This is a genomic window from Chloracidobacterium sp. (assembly GCA_016715795.1).
GTDB lineage: Bacteria > Acidobacteriota > Blastocatellia > Pyrinomonadales > Pyrinomonadaceae > OLB17.
Genome location: JADJXP010000002.1, coordinates 1,285,913 through 1,302,991, shown reverse-complemented (window position 1 = coordinate 1,302,991; position 17,079 = coordinate 1,285,913). Strand labels below are relative to the sequence as shown.

Genomic DNA, 17,079 nt, shown 5'->3' with positions numbered 1-17,079 from the left:
CTCCGGCTTTTGCGGTATCCTTAAAGCTTTAATATATGCACGTTGGGGGAGGAATTTTCAAATAGTGGGTATCAAAGTTGGCATTAATGGGTTTGGACGTATCGGGCGCAACGTCATGCGGTCGTGTCTCGGTGATAAAGACATTGACTTCGTAGCCGTAAACGACCTGACGGATACAAAAACGCTCGCGCACCTGCTGAAATATGACTCGGTGATGGGCAATCTCGACCATGCGATCAGCGCCGGTGAGGGAGCTATCACGGTCGAGGGTGACACGTTCAAGGTCTTCTCGGAGAAAGACCCTGCGGCCATCGACTGGGAATCTGTCGGTGCCGAAGTCGTTATCGAATCGACGGGAAGATTCACCAAGGCGGAGGACGCAGGCAAACACCTGCGCGGCAGCGTCAAAAAAGTGATCATCTCAGCTCCCGCAAAGGGTGAGGATATCACGATAGTCCTTGGCGTAAACGAGAACGCATACGACAGTGCGAATCATCACATCATCTCGAATGCGTCCTGTACAACTAACTGTCTCGCCCCGGTCGCCAAGGTGATCCACGAGAAATTCGGCATCAAGAACGCGTTGATGAATACGATCCACAGTTATACGAACGATCAACAACTGCTCGACCTGCCGCACAAGGACCTCCGTCGGGCCCGTGCAGCGGCGTTGTCGATGATCCCAACCTCAACCGGTGCCGCCAAGGCGATCGCGCTCGTGATCCCCGAACTGAAGGGTAAATTCGATGGCATTTCTGTCCGTGTGCCAACTCCGAATGTGTCGCTGGTCGATGTTGTCATCAATGTTGAAAACGAAACCTCGACTGAGGAAGTAAACCAAGCGCTGAAAGACGCCGCGAATGAACACCTTGAAGGCATTCTGGAGTTTTGCGAAGAGCCGCTGGTGTCGATGGATTTCAAGGGAAACCCCAATTCATCGATCGTTGATGCGGAGAATACTAAGGTCATTGATGGGACGTGCGTAAAGATCCTGTCATGGTACGACAATGAGTGGGGCTACTCTTGCCGCGTCCGTGATCTGGTTAAATACATTGCGGCCAAAGGGCTATAAGGAACACCGATGAGAAAGCATCTCGGCAATCTTGGCCTGGTCAGTGTGTTGCTCGTCGCCCTGGGCTGCAACTGCGGCGATAAGCTGAAGGAGCTAGCGAACAAGGATGATTCCACCCCGCGGCCGACATCGTCGCCTGGCTCGATTAATGCGCCGGTCAGCAAGAAGGGTGAGTACGAACTCACGATGGACAAATACAACCAGCTCAAGGTCGGGATGGCCCGTTCCGAGGTCGAGAGTATTCTAGGCGGCAAGGGAACGGAGATCAGCAGCTCGAAGGGTGGCGGTATGCGGTTCTCGGTCAACAAATGGGAGGGCGACAACTTCAAGTCGATCATTCTCTCCTTCCGCAACGACAAGATCATGACGAGAGCGCAGGTCGGATTGGATAAATAGCCGACGGTCTGCCGGGGCAGTCCTTAGTATTCGCCGATGAAGAAGAAAACGATCCGAGACATTGATCTCGCAGGAAAACGTGTATTTATCCGGGTTGATTTTAACGTCCCGGTGAAGGACGGCGTGGTCGCCGACGATACGCGTATTCGGGCGGCTCTGCCGACGATCCGATATGCGATCGATCACGGGGCAAAGGTGATACTGGCGTCGCATCTGGGGCGCCCGATCAAGGACAAGAAAAAGGCTGTGGAGAAAGGGCTGCCGTATGATGCTGCGAAATACACCCTGCGGCCCGTCTTCGACTACCTGTCGAAAGTAGATGGCCTCAGCATCGCCTTTGCAAACGATTGTGTAGGGGAATCGGTTGCCGAAATGGTGGCTGCCTTGCAGATCGGTGAGGTCCTGCTATTAGAGAATCTCCGTCTCCACGCCGAAGAGGAGAAGAACGATCCTACTTTTGCAAAGCAGTTGGCAGGACTTTGCGACGTGTACGTCAATGATGCCTTTGGAACGGCTCACCGGGCCCATGCCTCGACAGAGGGCATCACGCATAACGTTGAGGATTCGGTCGCAGGCCTGCTAATGGAGAAGGAACTGAATTTTCTTGGGAAGGCTCTCAACGACCCCGATCGGCCCTTTGTCGCAATCCTCGGAGGTGCGAAGGTCTCCGACAAGATACCGGTCATCGAATCGCTCATCGAACGTCGCGTTAACAAGCTTCTGGTCGGCGGAGCGATGGCTTACACGTTCTTCAAGGCGCAGGGCTTCACAGTCGGCAAATCGCTCGTCGAGGACGATATGATGCCGACCGCGCTCGGGATCGAGGAGAAAGCGAAGGCCCTGGGAGTGGAATTGCTGCTGCCAACGGATCATCAGGTAGTTGACAGCTACGATCCGCTCAATTCGCGAAAGACGATCCCGATCGAATTTACGAACACTGGCCTCGTCGGCCTGGACATAGGCGTCGAGACAGCCGCGCGATTTGCCGAGGCCCTCGATGGTGCTAAGACCATCGTCTGGAATGGGCCAATGGGAATGTTTGAAGAGAAGCCGTTTGACGAGGGAACGATTGCGGTCGCAAATGCGGTCGCTGACGCCACCGATCGAGGCGCGATCTCAATAGTTGGCGGTGGCGATTCCGTCGCTGCAGTCAATCAAGCCGGTCTCCGAGACCGAATCTCGCACATTTCGACGGGCGGCGGAGCGACGCTCGAGTTCCTTGCGGGCGATGTGCTGCCCGGAGTCGCCGCTCTCGACGATTAGCTCCTGATGGGGACTCTGGTCGACTGTGATAGGGCAATCTAATGAATACTTTCTTAGTGGAGGCAAAGAACGCCGCTCAGATAATGGCAGGAATGCTCCTCGCGGCTTTCGGGTTGAAAGGGTTCCTCCTATCGAGCGGCTTTATTGACGGTGGGGTGACAGGCGTCTCGATGCTTGTTGCCGCGCTTAGTCCTGTTCCGCTCCCTGTGCTTATCGCGGTGATCAACCTGCCCTTTGTTTTGATCGGCTATCGGCAGATCGGCCCGCGGTTTGCCGTTAAAAGCGCTGTTGGGATCATCGGCCTGTCGCTTAGTCTTGCGTTTATTTCCTTTCCGGATGTTACTCCGGATAAGGTGTTAACCTCGGTCTTCGGCGGCTTGTCTATAGGGGCTGGTATCGGCCTGGCGATCAGGGGAGGAGCTGTGCTCGACGGAACCGAGATCGCCGCTCTCCTTATCAGCCGAAGAAGCTATCTCGTGAACGTCAGCGACGTCATATTGATACTGAATGTCCTTATCTTCAGTACAGCGGCGATCTTCCTCGGGGCCGAGGCCGCAATGTACTCTATCTTGACCTACGTTGCGGCCACTAAGTCTATCGAGTTTCTGCTTCATGGATTCGAGGAGTACACGGCCCTTACGATAATTTCGCCCCACGGGCCGGAGATCCGTGAGACCATTACAAGTCAGCTCCATCGCGGCGTTACCGTGCTCCGGGGTAGTGGCGGTATGGGCAGCACCGGTAGAGTTGAAGAAGATCGTGAGATATTATACTGCGTCGTTACGCGGCTCGAGATCGGAGCCGTCAAGAGCGCAGTTACATCGGTCGACCCGCAGGCATTCATTACGACTCATGCCCTCTCGGATGTCGATGGAGGCCTGATCAAACGACCCATATTACATTAGTTGCTCAAGCTACTTACCTATGAGAAAACCGGTGATCGCGGGGAATTGGAAGATGTTCAAGCTGCTCAACGAGGCCGTCGATACGGCGTTGACGCTCAAAACGCTTGTTGCGAACTCGGGCCATTGCGACATTGTGATAGCACCGGTGTCTACCGCTCTTAAGGCCGTCAGCGACCGACTCGAAGGGGCGAACATTGCATTGGCCGCGCAGAACTGCGCGGCTCAAAATGAGTTCGGGCCCCATACCGGCGAGGTGACGCCCGGCATGCTGAAGGATGCGGGTTGCCGGTATGTGATCATCGGGCACAGTGAGCGGCGGCAGTTTTACGGTGAGACGGATGATTCGGTCAACCGCAAGGCAAAAGCGGCGCTCGCTGGGGGCTTGCTCGCAATAGTATGCGTTGGCGAGACGCTCGAGCAGAGGGAAGCCGGCAACGCAAATTCGGTCATCGATATACAACTGGCCTGCGGCCTCAATGGTTTGACAGTGGCGGATATGGAACGTATCATTATCGCTTACGAGCCTGTCTGGGCGATCGGAACGGGTAAAACCGCGACGCCTGAACAGGCTCAAGAAATGCACGGGCACATTCGCGCGTGTCTTGAAAAAGCGCATGGCAAAAGCGTTTCCGAGAGCGTTCGCATCCTTTATGGCGGGTCGGTCAAGCCGGATAATATATCCGAGTTAATGCAGCAGCCGGACGTTGATGGCGCATTGGTCGGTGGGGCGAGCCTCGAAGCCGCGAGTTTTGCAAAAATAGTGAACTACCTTGGGTGACCGTTTTCGGGGTTCACTGTTCACGATTAAGATGGTTTATTTTTTGTACGGTGTCTTTTTTCTTTCTTGTCTGCTGTTAGTGGCGGCAGTATTGCTGCAGCCGGGCAAGACCGATGCGGGGGCTCTGTTTACCAGCAACGTATCGAGTTCCGCATTTGCACCGCGTGGTACTACCACTGTGCTCTCGAAGGTGACGATCGTAGCGGCGTGCGTCTTTATGGTATCAGCGCTGTTACTGTCGATGCCTGCCCTCACGGGAAACACATCAGTTCTTTCGAGCAATCCTGAAGCTCCCGCCGAGGCCAATACGAATGCGAACACAGCGGACTCGAATTCGAATGCCAATGCCGCAGCGACGGACGCCAACGCCAACGCGAACCCTGCTGCGACTGATGCGAACGCTAATTCGAACGTAGCAGATGCCGGAAACGCAAATACTGCGGCTCCGGCGGGCAATGTCCCTCCGGCAGATTCCGAGGCACCGGCAAACAAGTAGTTCTTTGACCTTCTAAGCTCAGGTGGCGTAATTGGTAGCCGCGCACGTTTGAGGGGCGTGTGGAGAAATCCGTGCGAGTTCGAGTCTCGCCCTGAGCACCATTCTCTTAGAGCTTTCTACTTTGATCGTTCTGTCTGATCGCCCGCTCGATGTAGTCCTGTGGGCGGTCGACGATCTTATAGGCGAGAGCGCGGATGGACGAGGCGTCGGCCTCATAGGCCGCGATCTCAGCGGTGTCTAGCTTGACCCTGATCGTGAAGATCGCGACGGTACCGCACACGGCCTCAAGGAATAACTCACCAGTCTCGGTATCGCGCTCCAACGAGTAGAACCAATTATCTTCCTCGAGCAGCTCAAGCATTTTTATCAGAAAAGGCCGAGCTTGATCCGCAGGTATTTCTTTGGGTTCTTTCTGAAGTCATCCAGCAGTTTTGTCCCTTCGCCTGTAAACGTCGCCACATTATTGGCTGTCTGATTGAAACTGTTGTAGAGCGTTTCGTCAGTTACTAGGCGCCCGATGGTACCTTTGCCGGCCTGAGCGTTGGCGATCAGGGAATCGATCCTGGTGGATGCGGAACCAAGCTTGCTGACGGCCTCTTTCAGATCAGTATAAAACTGCTCATCGCGAAATATCTTACCCGCCGTGCCGCGGCCCTCGCGTATGTCGGAGGTAATTAACTTTACGTCGTCTGCTATCGACGATATCTTCTCGGCCGAACGCCGGAGTTCCCCTATCGCGGCACGCGTGTCGGCGTAAAGAGCTTCGTCCTTCACAAACTTGCCCGCCGTACCTCGGCCGGCCTCAATGTCACCGGATATCGACTCAAGCTGACGGATCGTGCGATTGAGGCTGTCGTAGAGTTCGGGATCGTTGACGAGCTTTCCAGCCGTCCCCTCGCCTCGGTTGATGCGGTCTATTGTAGTTTGAAGCCGGGCCATGGTCTGTTTTGTTTCGGCGACGGCCCCGTCGAGATTTTCATACAGCGTTTCGTCATTTACGACACGACCAAGGGTCCCCTCGCCGTTATTTGCCTTATCAAGGATCTCATTGGCCGGCCCGGCAAGTTTATTGATCTTCGCAAAAAGGTCACTCCCGGTAGCGGTGAGTTGGTTTAGCGAAACTTCGGCCTTGGAAGGAAGCAGGCCGTTGGGCTCGATTGCTGTGCCCTTTGAGGTGCCGGGAGTGATATTGATCATCTTGTCGTTGCCCAGAACGGAGGTGGCCACGAGGTTCGCCGTCGAGTCTGACCGGATCAGCTCGCTCATCGGCTTGCCATCGAAGGTTTCCACAACCGTGAACGAGGCTTCAATTCGCTCGCCTCCGGCCGTATCAGGCGGAAGGAAACGAACGTCCCTGACCTTGCCGACCGAAACGCCCGCGAGCTGGACGTCGGATCCCTCGTGAAGTCCGTCGGCACTGACAAAGCGAGCCTTCAGGTTCATCTTCCTCTCAAACGGGTTGAAACTCCCACTCGAGTTCAAGATAAGAAACCCGGTCAATAGGAGGGCGGCCAGCATAAAGATGCCAACCTTGAGTTCACTGAGTCTTAGATTCTGCTGACGGCTCGCCATAACGGGCTATTTGATACGGAGAAATCTCCTGATATATGGGTCCGGACTGTTCCTTAACTCATCCTCGCGGCCGCTGAAAATGATACGGCCCTCACGGAGCATCATCACCTCAGTATTTAGCGGGCACCAGGTCGAACCTTCGACCTCAAAACCAACATTCCCTTGATCCGTGAGGACGGCATATTCTCCCGTAAGATATTCAAGGTTGCTCATCTCATGAGTTACAAATATCGATGATACATCTTCTATATCACGAAGCTTAATCGCAAGTTCGCAGATCGTCCTTGACGTCGGCGGATCGAGTCCTGCGGTAGGTTCATCAAACAGAATAACGCTCGGATCACCGATCAACGCCCTTGCTATGCCGACACGCCGTCGCATGCCGCCGGACAATTCAGACGGCATTTTATCGATCGCGTCCTCCAGGTCTACGAAGCGGAGCATGCGTTCTACCTCATCGGCCACCTCTGCCTCATCGACGCCGGCCTCATGCAGGCGATAGGCGACGTTGTCATAGACGGACAGGGAATCAAAAAGGGCACCCTCTTGAAAGACCATACCGATCTTCTTGCGCACCTCCACGAGATCCATATCGTCTAGTGCAGAAACATCAACACCGTCCACAATTATGCTGCCAGCGTCCGGCTTGATAAGCCCGAGAATGAGATTGATAACGGTCGACTTGCCTGTGCCGGAGCCGCCCAGGACGATTTTTGTCTCGCCGCGCCGGACGGAGAAGGAGACATCGTCAAGGATTACCTGGTCGTCAAACGCGAGATCGACGTTACGAAACTCGATAGCGGGCCTAATGTCGACTGATGTATCCATAGATCCCGGGCTAGAATACCGTTCCGCTCAGGCTCGCCTGAAGCAGCTTAGAGAGAAAGAAGTCCGCGATTATCACATTGATCGAGGATGCGACAACAGCCTGGGTAGTCGATTCTCCGACACCGACCGTGCCGCCTTTCGTTGTGAGGCCTTTATGACAGGAGATCACGCCAATGATCAGGCCAAAACATATTGGCTTTACCATGCCCGCGATGAGATCGTCCATCTGGGTTCCCGTCCGGACCGACGATATGTAAAGGTTGATGTCGAGGCCGTGAAGTTGTTTCGCAACGACGCCTCCGCCGACCATCCCGAATACGTCCGCTGAGATGGTCAAGAGCGGCAGCGTGACCACGAGTGCGGCCACGCGCGGTGTCACAAGCCGACGGATTGGCGAGGTTCCAAGCGCGCGCATGGCGTCGATCTGCTGAGAAACTACCATCGCACCCAGTTCCGCAGAGATCGCCGACCCGACCCGTCCGGCCACGATCAGCGCTGTAAGGACTGGCCCGAGTTCGCGTATCAGCGATGTCGCGATCCCTTGGCCGGTATTGCTTTGCGCCCCGTAATACTCGAGCGTTGGGTACATTTGTAGTATCAGGACGCCGCCGGTAAAGAAGCCGGTCAACAGGACTATGCCGAGCGAACCGACTCCGATCTTGTTCATCTGGATGACGAGTTCGTCAAGATAGCGGGGCCCGCTCCTGATACCCTTCAGCATGCGCCACATCAGGTCACAGACCTGTTGTAACTCGAAGAGGAACCGCGAGAAGAAATTCATTTGTGAGACCGAACTCTGGACGTTGGTGAGATTATAGCCTTAGGTCTCGGAAACAAAAAGGCCGCCCCCGGGGGCGGCCATCAGTAAATGTTGCGATTCCTAAGGTTTGGGCTTATGCACGACGGGCAAGGCAGGGTCTCTAACGTCAGGGTGCGGAGCCTCACTGTCCGGGGAAGTTCGTTCCGACCCGTCGCCAGCCTGCTCGCGCACTCGGTCAAATCGCGACCGCAGCTCGCGGAACCTGACAAGCTGTTCCGCCGTCAACAGACGCCTAACTGCGAGTTCATCCATCGACCGGAGCCGGATGAGATCGGCCTGCGCAAGCTGCACGTCCCGGAGCCTTGTCCTCACGTCTTCTTCGTTGACCTCGTCTGCATAGATCGCCGTATCGAGGAGGCGATTTGCCTCGCGAAAACGCATCTGTGCCGCGCGGATCAAGGGCCTCCTGGCTGCATTCATGCGCCGAACCCGCTGTATCTGCTCGCGCGAGAGGCCCAGTTGCTTAAGCAAATTAAACCGAGGGTCCTGTGGCCTTTCGGAAATCGGGTGCTCCCTATGCCGGCCATCGTCGGGCGTCTCCTGAGCAGACACACAGAGCGAACTGATAGCGAGGATCAACGCGAAAAGGAAATACCTAAAGCACAAGCTACATTGCATATCTCTATCCGCCTACCTCCTCAAACAGGTCAGCTAATCGCAGAGATTCGTCTTCAAGCTCGACGTCGTTACTGAGAACCGGAGCCCTGCGGGCCTGTCTCAACTGCTCATCTGCTCTTATAGCCCGGACCGGGGCCGACGGCTTGCTTGCCGTCGCTGTTCTCGTGACAGATGTCCTGATTGGCCGGAGCGGTTGGCCGCGACTTGGCCGAGCCTCGGTATCGTCGTCAATATCAACTTGCGGAAGAGACGCCGTGGTCACTGCTTGCGCCGGTGTCGTGCCTATCGCGGGGACAACAGCATTCGATGCAATCTGCTCTTCGGCTGAACGGAAAAAGCTGACCGCAAACAACGCCAGCAACAGCAGCACCGCCGTTGCACCCCCAAAAGCGAAGGAAGGGCGTGTGAAGATGGCGGCAAGCTGACCAAGGACACCGACCCTCTCGGGTGCACCACTCGGGACAACAAAGTGTGGCGTCGCCAACGGAACGAATTCCTCCTTGTGCCATTCATAAACGGAAAATCGGGCGTCCGCAACAGCCGCGAATTCATCAGTGCATGACGAACATTCAGCCAGATGCGTCTCGAACACGATCGCGTTGTTCTCCGCCATCTCCTGATACAGGTATGGCACGATGCTCTCGGCGTGCTGACACAATGAATTGTGTATCTTCTTTCTCATCGTCAAACGACCTCCACGGGCGTTCGCTCTAATCTCATCTTTAGCTGTTTCAGGGCAGTATAGAGCCGACTTTTGACCGTGCTCAGCGGCAATTCGAGCGTGTCGGAAATCTCCTGAAACGTCATTTCCTCAAATTCCTTCATCACTATCACCTGTCGAAGCTCGCTCGGCAATGCCGTCACGGCCTGTCGCACCACGCGGAGCCGTTCGCCCTGCTCCGCCTCGTTCGCAGGCGAATATCGCGAGGCCGCGACAAATACTCTTTCCTCGGCACCGTCCTCGTCGTCGAAAAAGTCCTCGGCCCGCGTCTTTTGCCGGCGTTTGATCGTCAGGCATTGGTTGACCGCGATTCGGTGGAGCCACGACGACACGCGGGCCTCGCCGCGAAAGTTTTTAAGGTTTTTATAGGCCGCAATAAAGGCCTCCTGTGCAGCATCGCGGGCGTCGTCCTCACGGCCGAGCATACCGAAGCAGAGAGCGAAGATCTTTCGCTCCCACCGCCTCATTAATTCGCCAAACGCCTCCGGCTTCTCGCTCACCGAGAGCGTGACGAGCTGTTCATCCGTCAGGTCAACAAACATTTCCCGTCGTGATAATAGCTCAAACAGCACCGAATGCGAACCTTTACGCATTCAGTTAGTTAGACGCTCCGAACTGCGAAAAAGTCTTATTTGCTGATCTCTAGTCTGGTTTCTTTACTCGCGGCTTGCCGCTCTATTTGCTGAAAAGTTTACTTTTCCGTGTCGTCCTCAATATCTTTGCGGCTTGCCGCCGCTAAAGGTACGGCGGCGGCAAGCCGCATATCAATAGTAGCTTTCCGGAAAGGCAAGCCTTTCCGCAAATAGACGGGCAAGCCCGAGGAGGTTTATCATTCTTCAATGCCAGCGGAAACCAAACCTATAATTCCGTTCGAAACCTTCGCCGCCGCCGACATCCGCCTCGGCCGTATCATTGCGGTCGAGAGGGCGGAGAATGCGGTCAAGCCGTCGTACAAACTGACCGTTGACTTCGGCAAATACGGCATTAGAACGTCGGTCGCGCGGTTTACGCATCACGCCGCCGAGGAACTGACAGGCAAACAAGTATTCGGCGTGCTCAATTTCGAGCCGCGTGAGGTTGGCGGGATCGTTTCGGAATTCCTGACGCTCGGCGTGCAGGTGCCAAAGGCAGACAGCGGCGACGCGACGCCGGTCACGCCGTTGATCGAAGTAAAGCTCGGCAGCAAACTCTTCTGACCTATGGACGCAAAACGCGAGATGTTGTGACGCGTTGGCCTGGCCGGCGAAGAATGGTGCCACCGACACGGAACACCTAGTAAGCCCGCGCAAATACCACACGCTTTGCCGATTCCTTGCCGGAATAGACGCATTTGCCGGATTCCATTATGGACGTTAGCGGGACGCAGCGGATGGTGGCTTTGGTTTCGGTTTTGATGGCCTCTTCGGTCTCGGGGGTGCCGTCCCAGTGGGCCATGAGGAAGCCGCCGCGCTCGATTCTGTCTTTGAATTCGTCCCAGGTGTCCACGTTGAAGGTGTTTTCCTCGCGAAATGCGCGGGCCTTGTTGTAGATGTTCGCCTGAATGTCGTCGAGCAGGCTCGCGACGCGGGACGCGATGCCCTCGAGCGGCTGCGATTCTTTTGTCAGCGTGTCACGGCGGGCGACCTCGACGGTCCCGGCCTCGAGATCGCGCATGCCGATGCCGAGGCGGACGGGAACGCCTTTTAGTTCGTATTCGGCAAACTTCCAGCCCGAACGCTGATTGTCGCTGTCGTCGTACTTTACGGAGATGCCGGCGGCCTTTAGCTCGGCAACGATCGGAACGACCTTTTCCGTGATGGCGGCGAGGTCCTCGGGCGTCTTGTAGATCGGGATGACGACGACCTGAATGGGCGCGAGCCTCGGCGGCAGGACAAGGCCCTGATCATCCGAGTGAGCCATTATCAACGCGCCCATCAGCCGCGTCGAAACGCCCCAACTCGTCGCCCACGGATACTCGAGCTGGTTCTCTTTATTGACGAACTGCACTTCAAAACCGCGAGCAAAATTCTGCCCGAGGAAATGCGACGTCCCGCACTGCAGCGCCTTCCCGTCCTGCATCAGCCCCTCGATGCAATAGGTCTCTTCCGCGCCCGCAAAGCGTTCGTTAGGCGTCTTTACGCCCTGAACAACGGGCACGGCCATCCAATTCTCGGCAAAGTTCGCGTAAACGCCGAGCATTCGTTCGGTCTCCTCGACGGCCTCCTGCTCGGTCGCGTGCGCCGTATGGCCCTCTTGCCAGAGAAACTCGGCGGTGCGCAGGAAAATACGCGTGCGCATCTCCCAACGGACGACATTCGCCCACTGATTAACGAGAATAGGCAGGTCACGCCACGACTGTATCCAGCCTTTGTAGGCGTTCCAGATCACGGCCTCGGACGTCGGGCGGATGACAAGCTCTTCCTCGAGCTTGGCATTAGGATCGACCATCAAACCGCCTTTCGGGTCGGCTTTGAGGCGATAATGCGTGACGACCGCGCACTCTTTGGCAAAACCCTCAGCGTGCTCCTCTTCTTTTTCCAGAAAGGACTTCGGCACAAAGAGCGGGAAATAGGCGTTCACGTGGCCCGTCTCTTTGAACATATCGTCCAACGCCCGCTGCATCTTTTCCCAGATCGCGTAACCGTATGGTTTGATCACCATACACCCGCGCACGGCACTGTTCTCAGCCAGATCGGCCCGCTTGACGATCTCGTTATACCATTCGGAATAATTCTCGGCTCTTTTCGGAAGTCCTTTGCTCATAAAAATGATTCACCACAGAGGCACAGTGGACACTGAGGCGAAGAGATGATGATAAGGCATTGGGTAAGAAACTAACAATTACGGCCTAAGCAAGATGTTCAAGATTCGTTTGCTGCTTGCGGCTCGCCGCCCTATTTGCGGAGCAGCTCGCTGCTCCGACAACGAGAATTACGATTTGCGGCTTGCCGCCGCCTGGCGTTTCGGCGGCGGCAAGCCGCAGAAAACCTTACCAGGTCCCGGAGCAGCAAGCTGCTCCGCAAATAGAGCGGCAAGCCGCTACACTTTTGGGATCGGTATGCTATCATCCCGCCTTTATGAGTGAATTCTCTCTGGACTTCCAGGACACCGCGACGGCGTTTGCCGATAAGACCGATTCACAGCTAAAAGAGAAGCACCGGCTGCTCAAGGTCCTCAACTCGCCAACCCTCAACTCGATCGGCACCAAGGCCGCGAAATTCGCTCTGTCGATCGGGCTGCCGGTCGAAGGCATGATCAAATCGACGATCTTCGAGCAATTCTGCGGCGGCGAAACGATCGCGGAATGTGATCTTGTTATCAAGAAGTTGGGCGACGCTCGTATCGGTACGATCCTTGATTATTCCGTTGAGGGAAAGGCTACCGAGGAAGATTTTGACCGAACGCGGGACGAGATAATCCGGACTATCGAGCGTGCTAAAAATGACGGGAACATCCCGTTCTCGGTCTTTAAGGTCACCGGCATCGCCCCGCTTGGAACTCTTGAGCGAATGAGCGCACGCAAAAAATTGGATGCCAAGGGCCAGGCAAAATGCGAGCGGATCACTAAGCGTATAGCCGACATCTGCGATGCGGCATACCAAGCGCAGCAGCCGCTCTTTATCGACGCCGAGGACTCGTGGATACAGGACGCCATCGATCGGATCGTCACAGAGATGATGGAACGGTACAATCGCGAGCGGCCGTTCATCTATAACACTCTACAGATGTATCGGACCGACCGCCTGCAGCATCTGAAGGATGCCAGACGCCAGGCGAAGGCCGATGGCTACTTTTATGCCGTAAAACTCGTTCGCGGCGCATATATGGAAAAAGAACGCGAACGCGCGGTCGAGATGGGCTATCCGTCACCGATCCACGAGACGAAAGCTGATACCGATGCCGATTTTGACGCCGCGCTCGACTATTGCATGCGCCATTACGAGGACATGGCGTTTGTGAACGCAACCCACAACGAGACAAGTGCTCTGCATTTGGCACGCCTAATGCACGACGCCGGCGTCGCGCCGGATCACCCGCACATACACTTTTCGCAGCTTTATGGAATGGGCGACGGCATTTCGTACGTGTTAGCTAAGCATGGCTACAACGTCTCAAAATATGTTCCCTACGGCCCGGTTCATGACGCCGTGCCATATTTGATCCGCCGAGCAGAGGAAAACACCGCAACCGCAGGCCAGGTGAGCAGGGAACTTGAGATGGTGAGGCGTGAACTCGCCCGGCGCGGTCTAGCGTAGGCCCAACAGCAGGCGAATGGAGCGTTCGTGGACCGTGCGGTCAGGGTCGTTTCGCCATTCGTCGAAGGGACGTTTCTCAGCATCGGTGAGCGCGACATTGCACAGCTTCGCCACTTGTGTGCACGAAAATGCCCGATCGGTCAAGGCGAGGTGTGGAGCGGAGACATCGAGCTTTTCAGGCGTTGCCGTTGCTGTCTCGGCGGCTGCCACATCGGGAAAGAAATCGGAGTAAGCTGCCAGATGCCAGATGCATGCCTCACCATCATCGCGGGCAAGAACGCGCAGCAGGGCGAAGCCGGCTTCGAGCTGAAAGATAAGAAAATCACCTGAACCAAAGTCCTGCGGCATAGGGGGAGATTAGCACAGCAGGCCTGCGACGCGTTAGAATCGACCCAATGAAGGCCAGCCTTGACCCGCAAGCCCTACTCGACATCGCCATCGAAGAAGCCCGCCTCGGCGCCGCCGAGGGCGGCATCCCCATCGGCGCGGCGTTGTTCGACGGCGACGGCAATCTGCTCGGCCGCGGCCATAACCGCCGTGTGCAGGAGGACGACCCGTGTATCCACGGTGAGACCGACGCTTTTCGCAAAGCCGGCCGCCAACGCCGCTACCGTGACACAATAATGGCCACAACACTCGCCCCGTGCTGGTACTGCAGCGGGCTAGTCCGACAGTTCGGCATCGGCACGGTGATCGTCGGTGAATCTTCTACCTTCTACGGCGGCATTGACTGGCTCCGTGAGAATGGCGTTGAGGTGATAGATCTGGCTAGTGGTGATTGCAAAGGGCTGCTGGGCCAATTCATTCGCGAACATCCGGACGTCTGGAATGAGGACATTGGAGAATAGGCTTCCTTCGAATGAGCAGATATACCACCCCAGAAGTAGCCGTTCGGTGCATTAGCTCCGGCGATCGCGTGTTTATCCACAGTGTCGCCGCCGCACCACAGCATCTGATCCGGGCGATGACCGCGAGGGCACCGGAATTGAGGAATGTCGAGATCGTTCACCTGCACACTGAGGGTGAAGCTCCGTATGCGGCGGCCGACATGGCGGAGAGCTTCCACGTCAATGCATTCTTTGTCGGCGGCAATGTACGCAAGGCGTTGCTGGAGGGCCATGCGGATTATGTGCCGGTATTTTTGTCGGAGGTGCCGAACCTGTTTCGCCGCGGCATTCTCCCGCTTGACGTCGCCTTATTGCATGTTTCCCCACCGGACCAGCACGGATTTTGCACGCTCGGTGTTTCGATAGACGTGGCGCGGGCGGCATTTGAGGCAGCAAAACATGTGATCGCCCAGGTCAATCCGCAGATGCCGCGAACACAGGGCGATGCATTGATCCATGTAAACGACATTGACGCGATGGTTGAGGTGGATGAACCGCTGTTCGAGGTGCCCATGCCGGAACTGACCGACGCCGACCGGTCGATAGGCCGGCACATCGCCAACCTCATCGAGGACGGTGCGACGATGCAGATGGGCATAGGCTCTATCCCGAACGCCGTGCTCGCCTCGCTTGGTGATCACAAGGACCTTGGCGTTCACACCGAGATGTTCTCTGACGGCGTTATTCCTCTGGTCGAAAAAGGTGTCATTAACGGTCGCCGCAAGGCCAAACACCCCGGCCGCATGGTGTCCGGGTTCGTGATGGGGACGCAGAGGCTATACGACTTTATCGACGACAACCCGCAGGTGCTGATGCTCGACATCGCATATGTCAACGACACGGCCGTGATCCGCCGCAACCCGAAGGTCACCGCCGTAAATTCCGCTATCGAGGTCGATCTTACGGGGCAGGTGTGTGCCGATTCTATAGGAATGCGGCAGTATTCCGGCGTTGGCGGGCAGATGGATTTTATACGCGGAGCTTCGCTGTCCGAGGGCGGCAAGCCGATCATCGCCCTGCAATCATCGACCACGAAAGGCGAGAGCAAGATCGTTCCTTTCCTAAAAGAGGGCGCCGGCGTCGTCTCGACACGTGCTCACGTTCATTACATCGTCACCGAATTTGGTGTTGCGAACCTCTATGGCCTGAATCTACGCCAGAGGGCATCCGAACTTATCAAGATCGCACATCCCGACCATCGTGAGGCTCTCGACAAAGCGGCCTTTGATCGGTTCAAGCATTATTAAAACCCGTGATAGACTGAAGTTTTGATAACCCGATAATAATCATGTCTAACAATACTCAACCAGTCATAATCAGTGCGGCGAGGACGCCGACGGGGAAGTTTCAGGGGCTTTTGAAGGGCTTTACAGCACCTGATCTCGGCGCCATCGCTATCAAAGAGGCTATCAGCCGCGCCGGAATCACCGGCGAAGAGGTCGATGAGGTCATCATGGGCTGCGTCGTGCAGGCCGGTATCGGGCAGGCTCCGGCGAGGCAGGCGGCGTTAAAGGCTGGGTTGCCGCCCGAGGTGTCGGCTCTGACCATCAACATGGTATGCGGTTCCGGTTTGCGTGCCGTCGCTCTAGCGTCGCAGGCCATTCAGCTTGGCGATGCGGAATACGTCGTCGCGGGCGGAATGGAATCGATGTCAAACATCCCATATGCGATGCCCGGAGCGCGTGACGGTTATCGGATGGGCAATCAGACGGTGACTGACCTGATGATCCACGATGGGCTTTGGTGCCCCTTTGAGAACTGGCACATGGGCAACACCGGCGAGGTCGTCGCTGAAAAATATCAGATCGGCCGTGAAGAACAGGATGATTTCGCGTTCAACTCGCACCGAAAGGCCGCCGAAGCGCAGGCCGCGGGTCGCTTTAATGACGAGATCGTTCCGGTCCAGATACCGCAGAAGAAAGGTGACCCGATCGTGCTCGACTATGACGAGCCCGTTCGTGCAGATACCACGGTCGAGAGTCTCGGCAAGCTGCGTCCAGCGTTCAAGAAAGACGGTGGAACCGTGACCGCGGGCAATGCACCGGGCGTTAATGACGGTGCCTCGGCGCTTGTTGTGACCTCGGCTGAGAATGCAGTGGCTTCAGGCATCGAACCGCTCAGCCGCGTTGTCGCATGGGCATCGTCGGGCATCGAACCCAAAATGATCATGATGGCCCCTGTAAAGGGCGTTCAGAATGTGCTGGCGAAGGCCGGTTGGTCGATGGCCGATGTAGACTTGTTCGAACTGAACGAAGCTTTTTCCGTCCAGGCTCTGGGCGTGATGAAGGAACTGGGCCTCGATATGGATAAGGTAAACGTCAACGGCGGCGCTGTCGCTCTCGGGCATGCGATCGGCAACTCGGGCGGACGCGTGCTGACGACGTTGCTTTACGAGATGAAACGACGCGGAGTTAAACGCGGCGTCGCGGCACTCTGTCTCGGCGGGGGGAATTCTGTTGCTATGGCGGTCGAACGCGATTGATCGCTG

General features: G+C 56.3%; 20 protein-coding genes and 1 tRNA gene. 12 read left to right on the top strand and 9 right to left on the bottom strand.

The features are described 5' to 3' along the window. Positions 1-64 precede the first annotated feature (64 nt). The 7 genes from gap (at position 65) to IPM59_10905 (ending at position 5,011) form a co-directional block, all read left to right on the top strand. Positions 65-1,072, top strand: coding sequence for a type I glyceraldehyde-3-phosphate dehydrogenase (gap, locus tag IPM59_10935; protein ID MBK9216094.1), 1,008 nt, complete (start codon positions 65-67; stop codon positions 1,070-1,072). Between the two features lie 9 nt (positions 1,073-1,081). Further along, positions 1,082-1,468: a hypothetical protein gene (locus IPM59_10930; GenBank protein ID MBK9216093.1), complete on the top strand. Its 387-nt coding sequence runs from the start codon at positions 1,082-1,084 to the stop codon at positions 1,466-1,468. A gap of 36 nt (positions 1,469-1,504) precedes the next feature. After that, the gene (locus IPM59_10925) at positions 1,505-2,731 is read left to right on the top strand and encodes a phosphoglycerate kinase (protein ID MBK9216092.1); all 1,227 of its coding nucleotides are present in this window, start codon (positions 1,505-1,507) and stop codon (positions 2,729-2,731) included. A 41-nt stretch (positions 2,732-2,772) separates the two neighbouring features. Further along, positions 2,773-3,636, top strand: a complete 864-nt coding sequence (locus tag IPM59_10920) for a YitT family protein (GenBank protein ID MBK9216091.1) — start codon at positions 2,773-2,775, stop codon at positions 3,634-3,636. A 19-nt stretch (positions 3,637-3,655) separates the two neighbouring features. After that, on the top strand, positions 3,656-4,414 hold the full coding sequence (locus IPM59_10915; protein ID MBK9216090.1) for a triose-phosphate isomerase: 759 nt from the start codon (positions 3,656-3,658) through the stop codon (positions 4,412-4,414). 31 nt (positions 4,415-4,445) lie between these two features. After that, the gene (gene secG / locus IPM59_10910; GenBank protein MBK9216089.1) at positions 4,446-4,910 is read left to right on the top strand and encodes a preprotein translocase subunit SecG; all 465 of its coding nucleotides are present in this window, start codon (positions 4,446-4,448) and stop codon (positions 4,908-4,910) included. A 16-nt stretch (positions 4,911-4,926) separates the two neighbouring features. After that, positions 4,927-5,011 (top strand) — tRNA-Leu (locus IPM59_10905). A 5-nt stretch (positions 5,012-5,016) separates the two neighbouring features. On the opposite strand, the gene IPM59_10900 is transcribed toward IPM59_10905, so the two are convergent. The 7 genes from IPM59_10900 to IPM59_10870 form a co-directional block, all read right to left on the bottom strand. Continuing rightward, positions 5,017-5,271 (bottom strand): hypothetical protein, encoded by a 255-nt coding sequence (locus IPM59_10900; GenBank protein ID MBK9216088.1) that lies wholly within the window; start codon positions 5,269-5,271, stop codon positions 5,017-5,019. A gap of 5 nt (positions 5,272-5,276) precedes the next feature. Then, entirely contained in the window at positions 5,277-6,353 is a 1,077-nt protein-coding gene (locus IPM59_10895) for an MCE family protein (protein ID MBK9216087.1), read from the bottom strand. A 135-nt stretch (positions 6,354-6,488) separates the two neighbouring features. Further along, complete coding sequence (locus IPM59_10890) at positions 6,489-7,310, bottom strand: ATP-binding cassette domain-containing protein (protein ID MBK9216086.1); 822 nt, start codon at positions 7,308-7,310, stop codon at positions 6,489-6,491. A gap of 10 nt (positions 7,311-7,320) precedes the next feature. Next, the gene (locus tag IPM59_10885; protein MBK9216085.1) at positions 7,321-8,091 is read right to left on the bottom strand and encodes an ABC transporter permease; all 771 of its coding nucleotides are present in this window, start codon (positions 8,089-8,091) and stop codon (positions 7,321-7,323) included. A 99-nt stretch (positions 8,092-8,190) separates the two neighbouring features. Further along, entirely contained in the window at positions 8,191-8,601 is a 411-nt protein-coding gene (locus IPM59_10880) for a hypothetical protein (GenBank protein MBK9216084.1), read from the bottom strand. 151 nt (positions 8,602-8,752) lie between these two features. After that, positions 8,753-9,430: a zf-HC2 domain-containing protein gene (locus IPM59_10875; GenBank protein MBK9216083.1), complete on the bottom strand. Its 678-nt coding sequence runs from the start codon at positions 9,428-9,430 to the stop codon at positions 8,753-8,755. A 2-nt stretch (positions 9,431-9,432) separates the two neighbouring features. Beyond that, positions 9,433-10,062 (bottom strand): RNA polymerase sigma factor, encoded by a 630-nt coding sequence (locus tag IPM59_10870; GenBank protein ID MBK9216082.1) that lies wholly within the window; start codon positions 10,060-10,062, stop codon positions 9,433-9,435. 246 nt (positions 10,063-10,308) lie between these two features. On the opposite strand from IPM59_10870, the gene IPM59_10865 reads away from it, so the two are divergent. After that, on the top strand, positions 10,309-10,665 hold the full coding sequence (locus tag IPM59_10865; GenBank protein MBK9216081.1) for a tRNA-binding protein: 357 nt from the start codon (positions 10,309-10,311) through the stop codon (positions 10,663-10,665). 76 nt (positions 10,666-10,741) lie between these two features. Here IPM59_10865 and IPM59_10860 read toward each other — a convergent pair whose 3' ends face one another. Then, a complete protein-coding gene (locus IPM59_10860; protein ID MBK9216080.1) occupies positions 10,742-12,211 on the bottom strand; it encodes a proline--tRNA ligase in 1,470 nt (489 codons plus the stop codon). 314 nt (positions 12,212-12,525) lie between these two features. On the opposite strand from IPM59_10860, the gene IPM59_10855 reads away from it, so the two are divergent. Next, positions 12,526-13,704, top strand: a complete 1,179-nt coding sequence (locus tag IPM59_10855) for a proline dehydrogenase family protein (protein MBK9216079.1) — start codon at positions 12,526-12,528, stop codon at positions 13,702-13,704. Here IPM59_10855 and IPM59_10850 read toward each other — a convergent pair. After that, the gene (locus tag IPM59_10850; protein MBK9216078.1) at positions 13,696-14,052 is read right to left on the bottom strand and encodes a hypothetical protein; all 357 of its coding nucleotides are present in this window, start codon (positions 14,050-14,052) and stop codon (positions 13,696-13,698) included. The genes IPM59_10855 and IPM59_10850 overlap by 9 nt on opposite strands. 47 nt (positions 14,053-14,099) lie before the next feature. Between IPM59_10850 and IPM59_10845 the strand changes: the two genes are divergently transcribed. Genes IPM59_10845 through IPM59_10835 form a run of 3 tightly spaced genes read left to right on the top strand, consistent with a single transcriptional unit; the run spans position 14,100 to position 17,073 of the window. Next, positions 14,100-14,552: a nucleoside deaminase gene (locus tag IPM59_10845; GenBank protein ID MBK9216077.1), complete on the top strand. Its 453-nt coding sequence runs from the start codon at positions 14,100-14,102 to the stop codon at positions 14,550-14,552. Between the two features lie 11 nt (positions 14,553-14,563). Continuing rightward, positions 14,564-15,838, top strand: coding sequence for a 4-hydroxybutyrate CoA-transferase (locus tag IPM59_10840; GenBank protein MBK9216076.1), 1,275 nt, complete (start codon positions 14,564-14,566; stop codon positions 15,836-15,838). Positions 15,839-15,879: 41 nt separating this feature from the next. After that, positions 15,880-17,073: an acetyl-CoA C-acetyltransferase gene (locus tag IPM59_10835; GenBank protein ID MBK9216075.1), complete on the top strand. Its 1,194-nt coding sequence runs from the start codon at positions 15,880-15,882 to the stop codon at positions 17,071-17,073. The last annotated feature ends 6 nt before the right edge of the window (positions 17,074-17,079 follow it).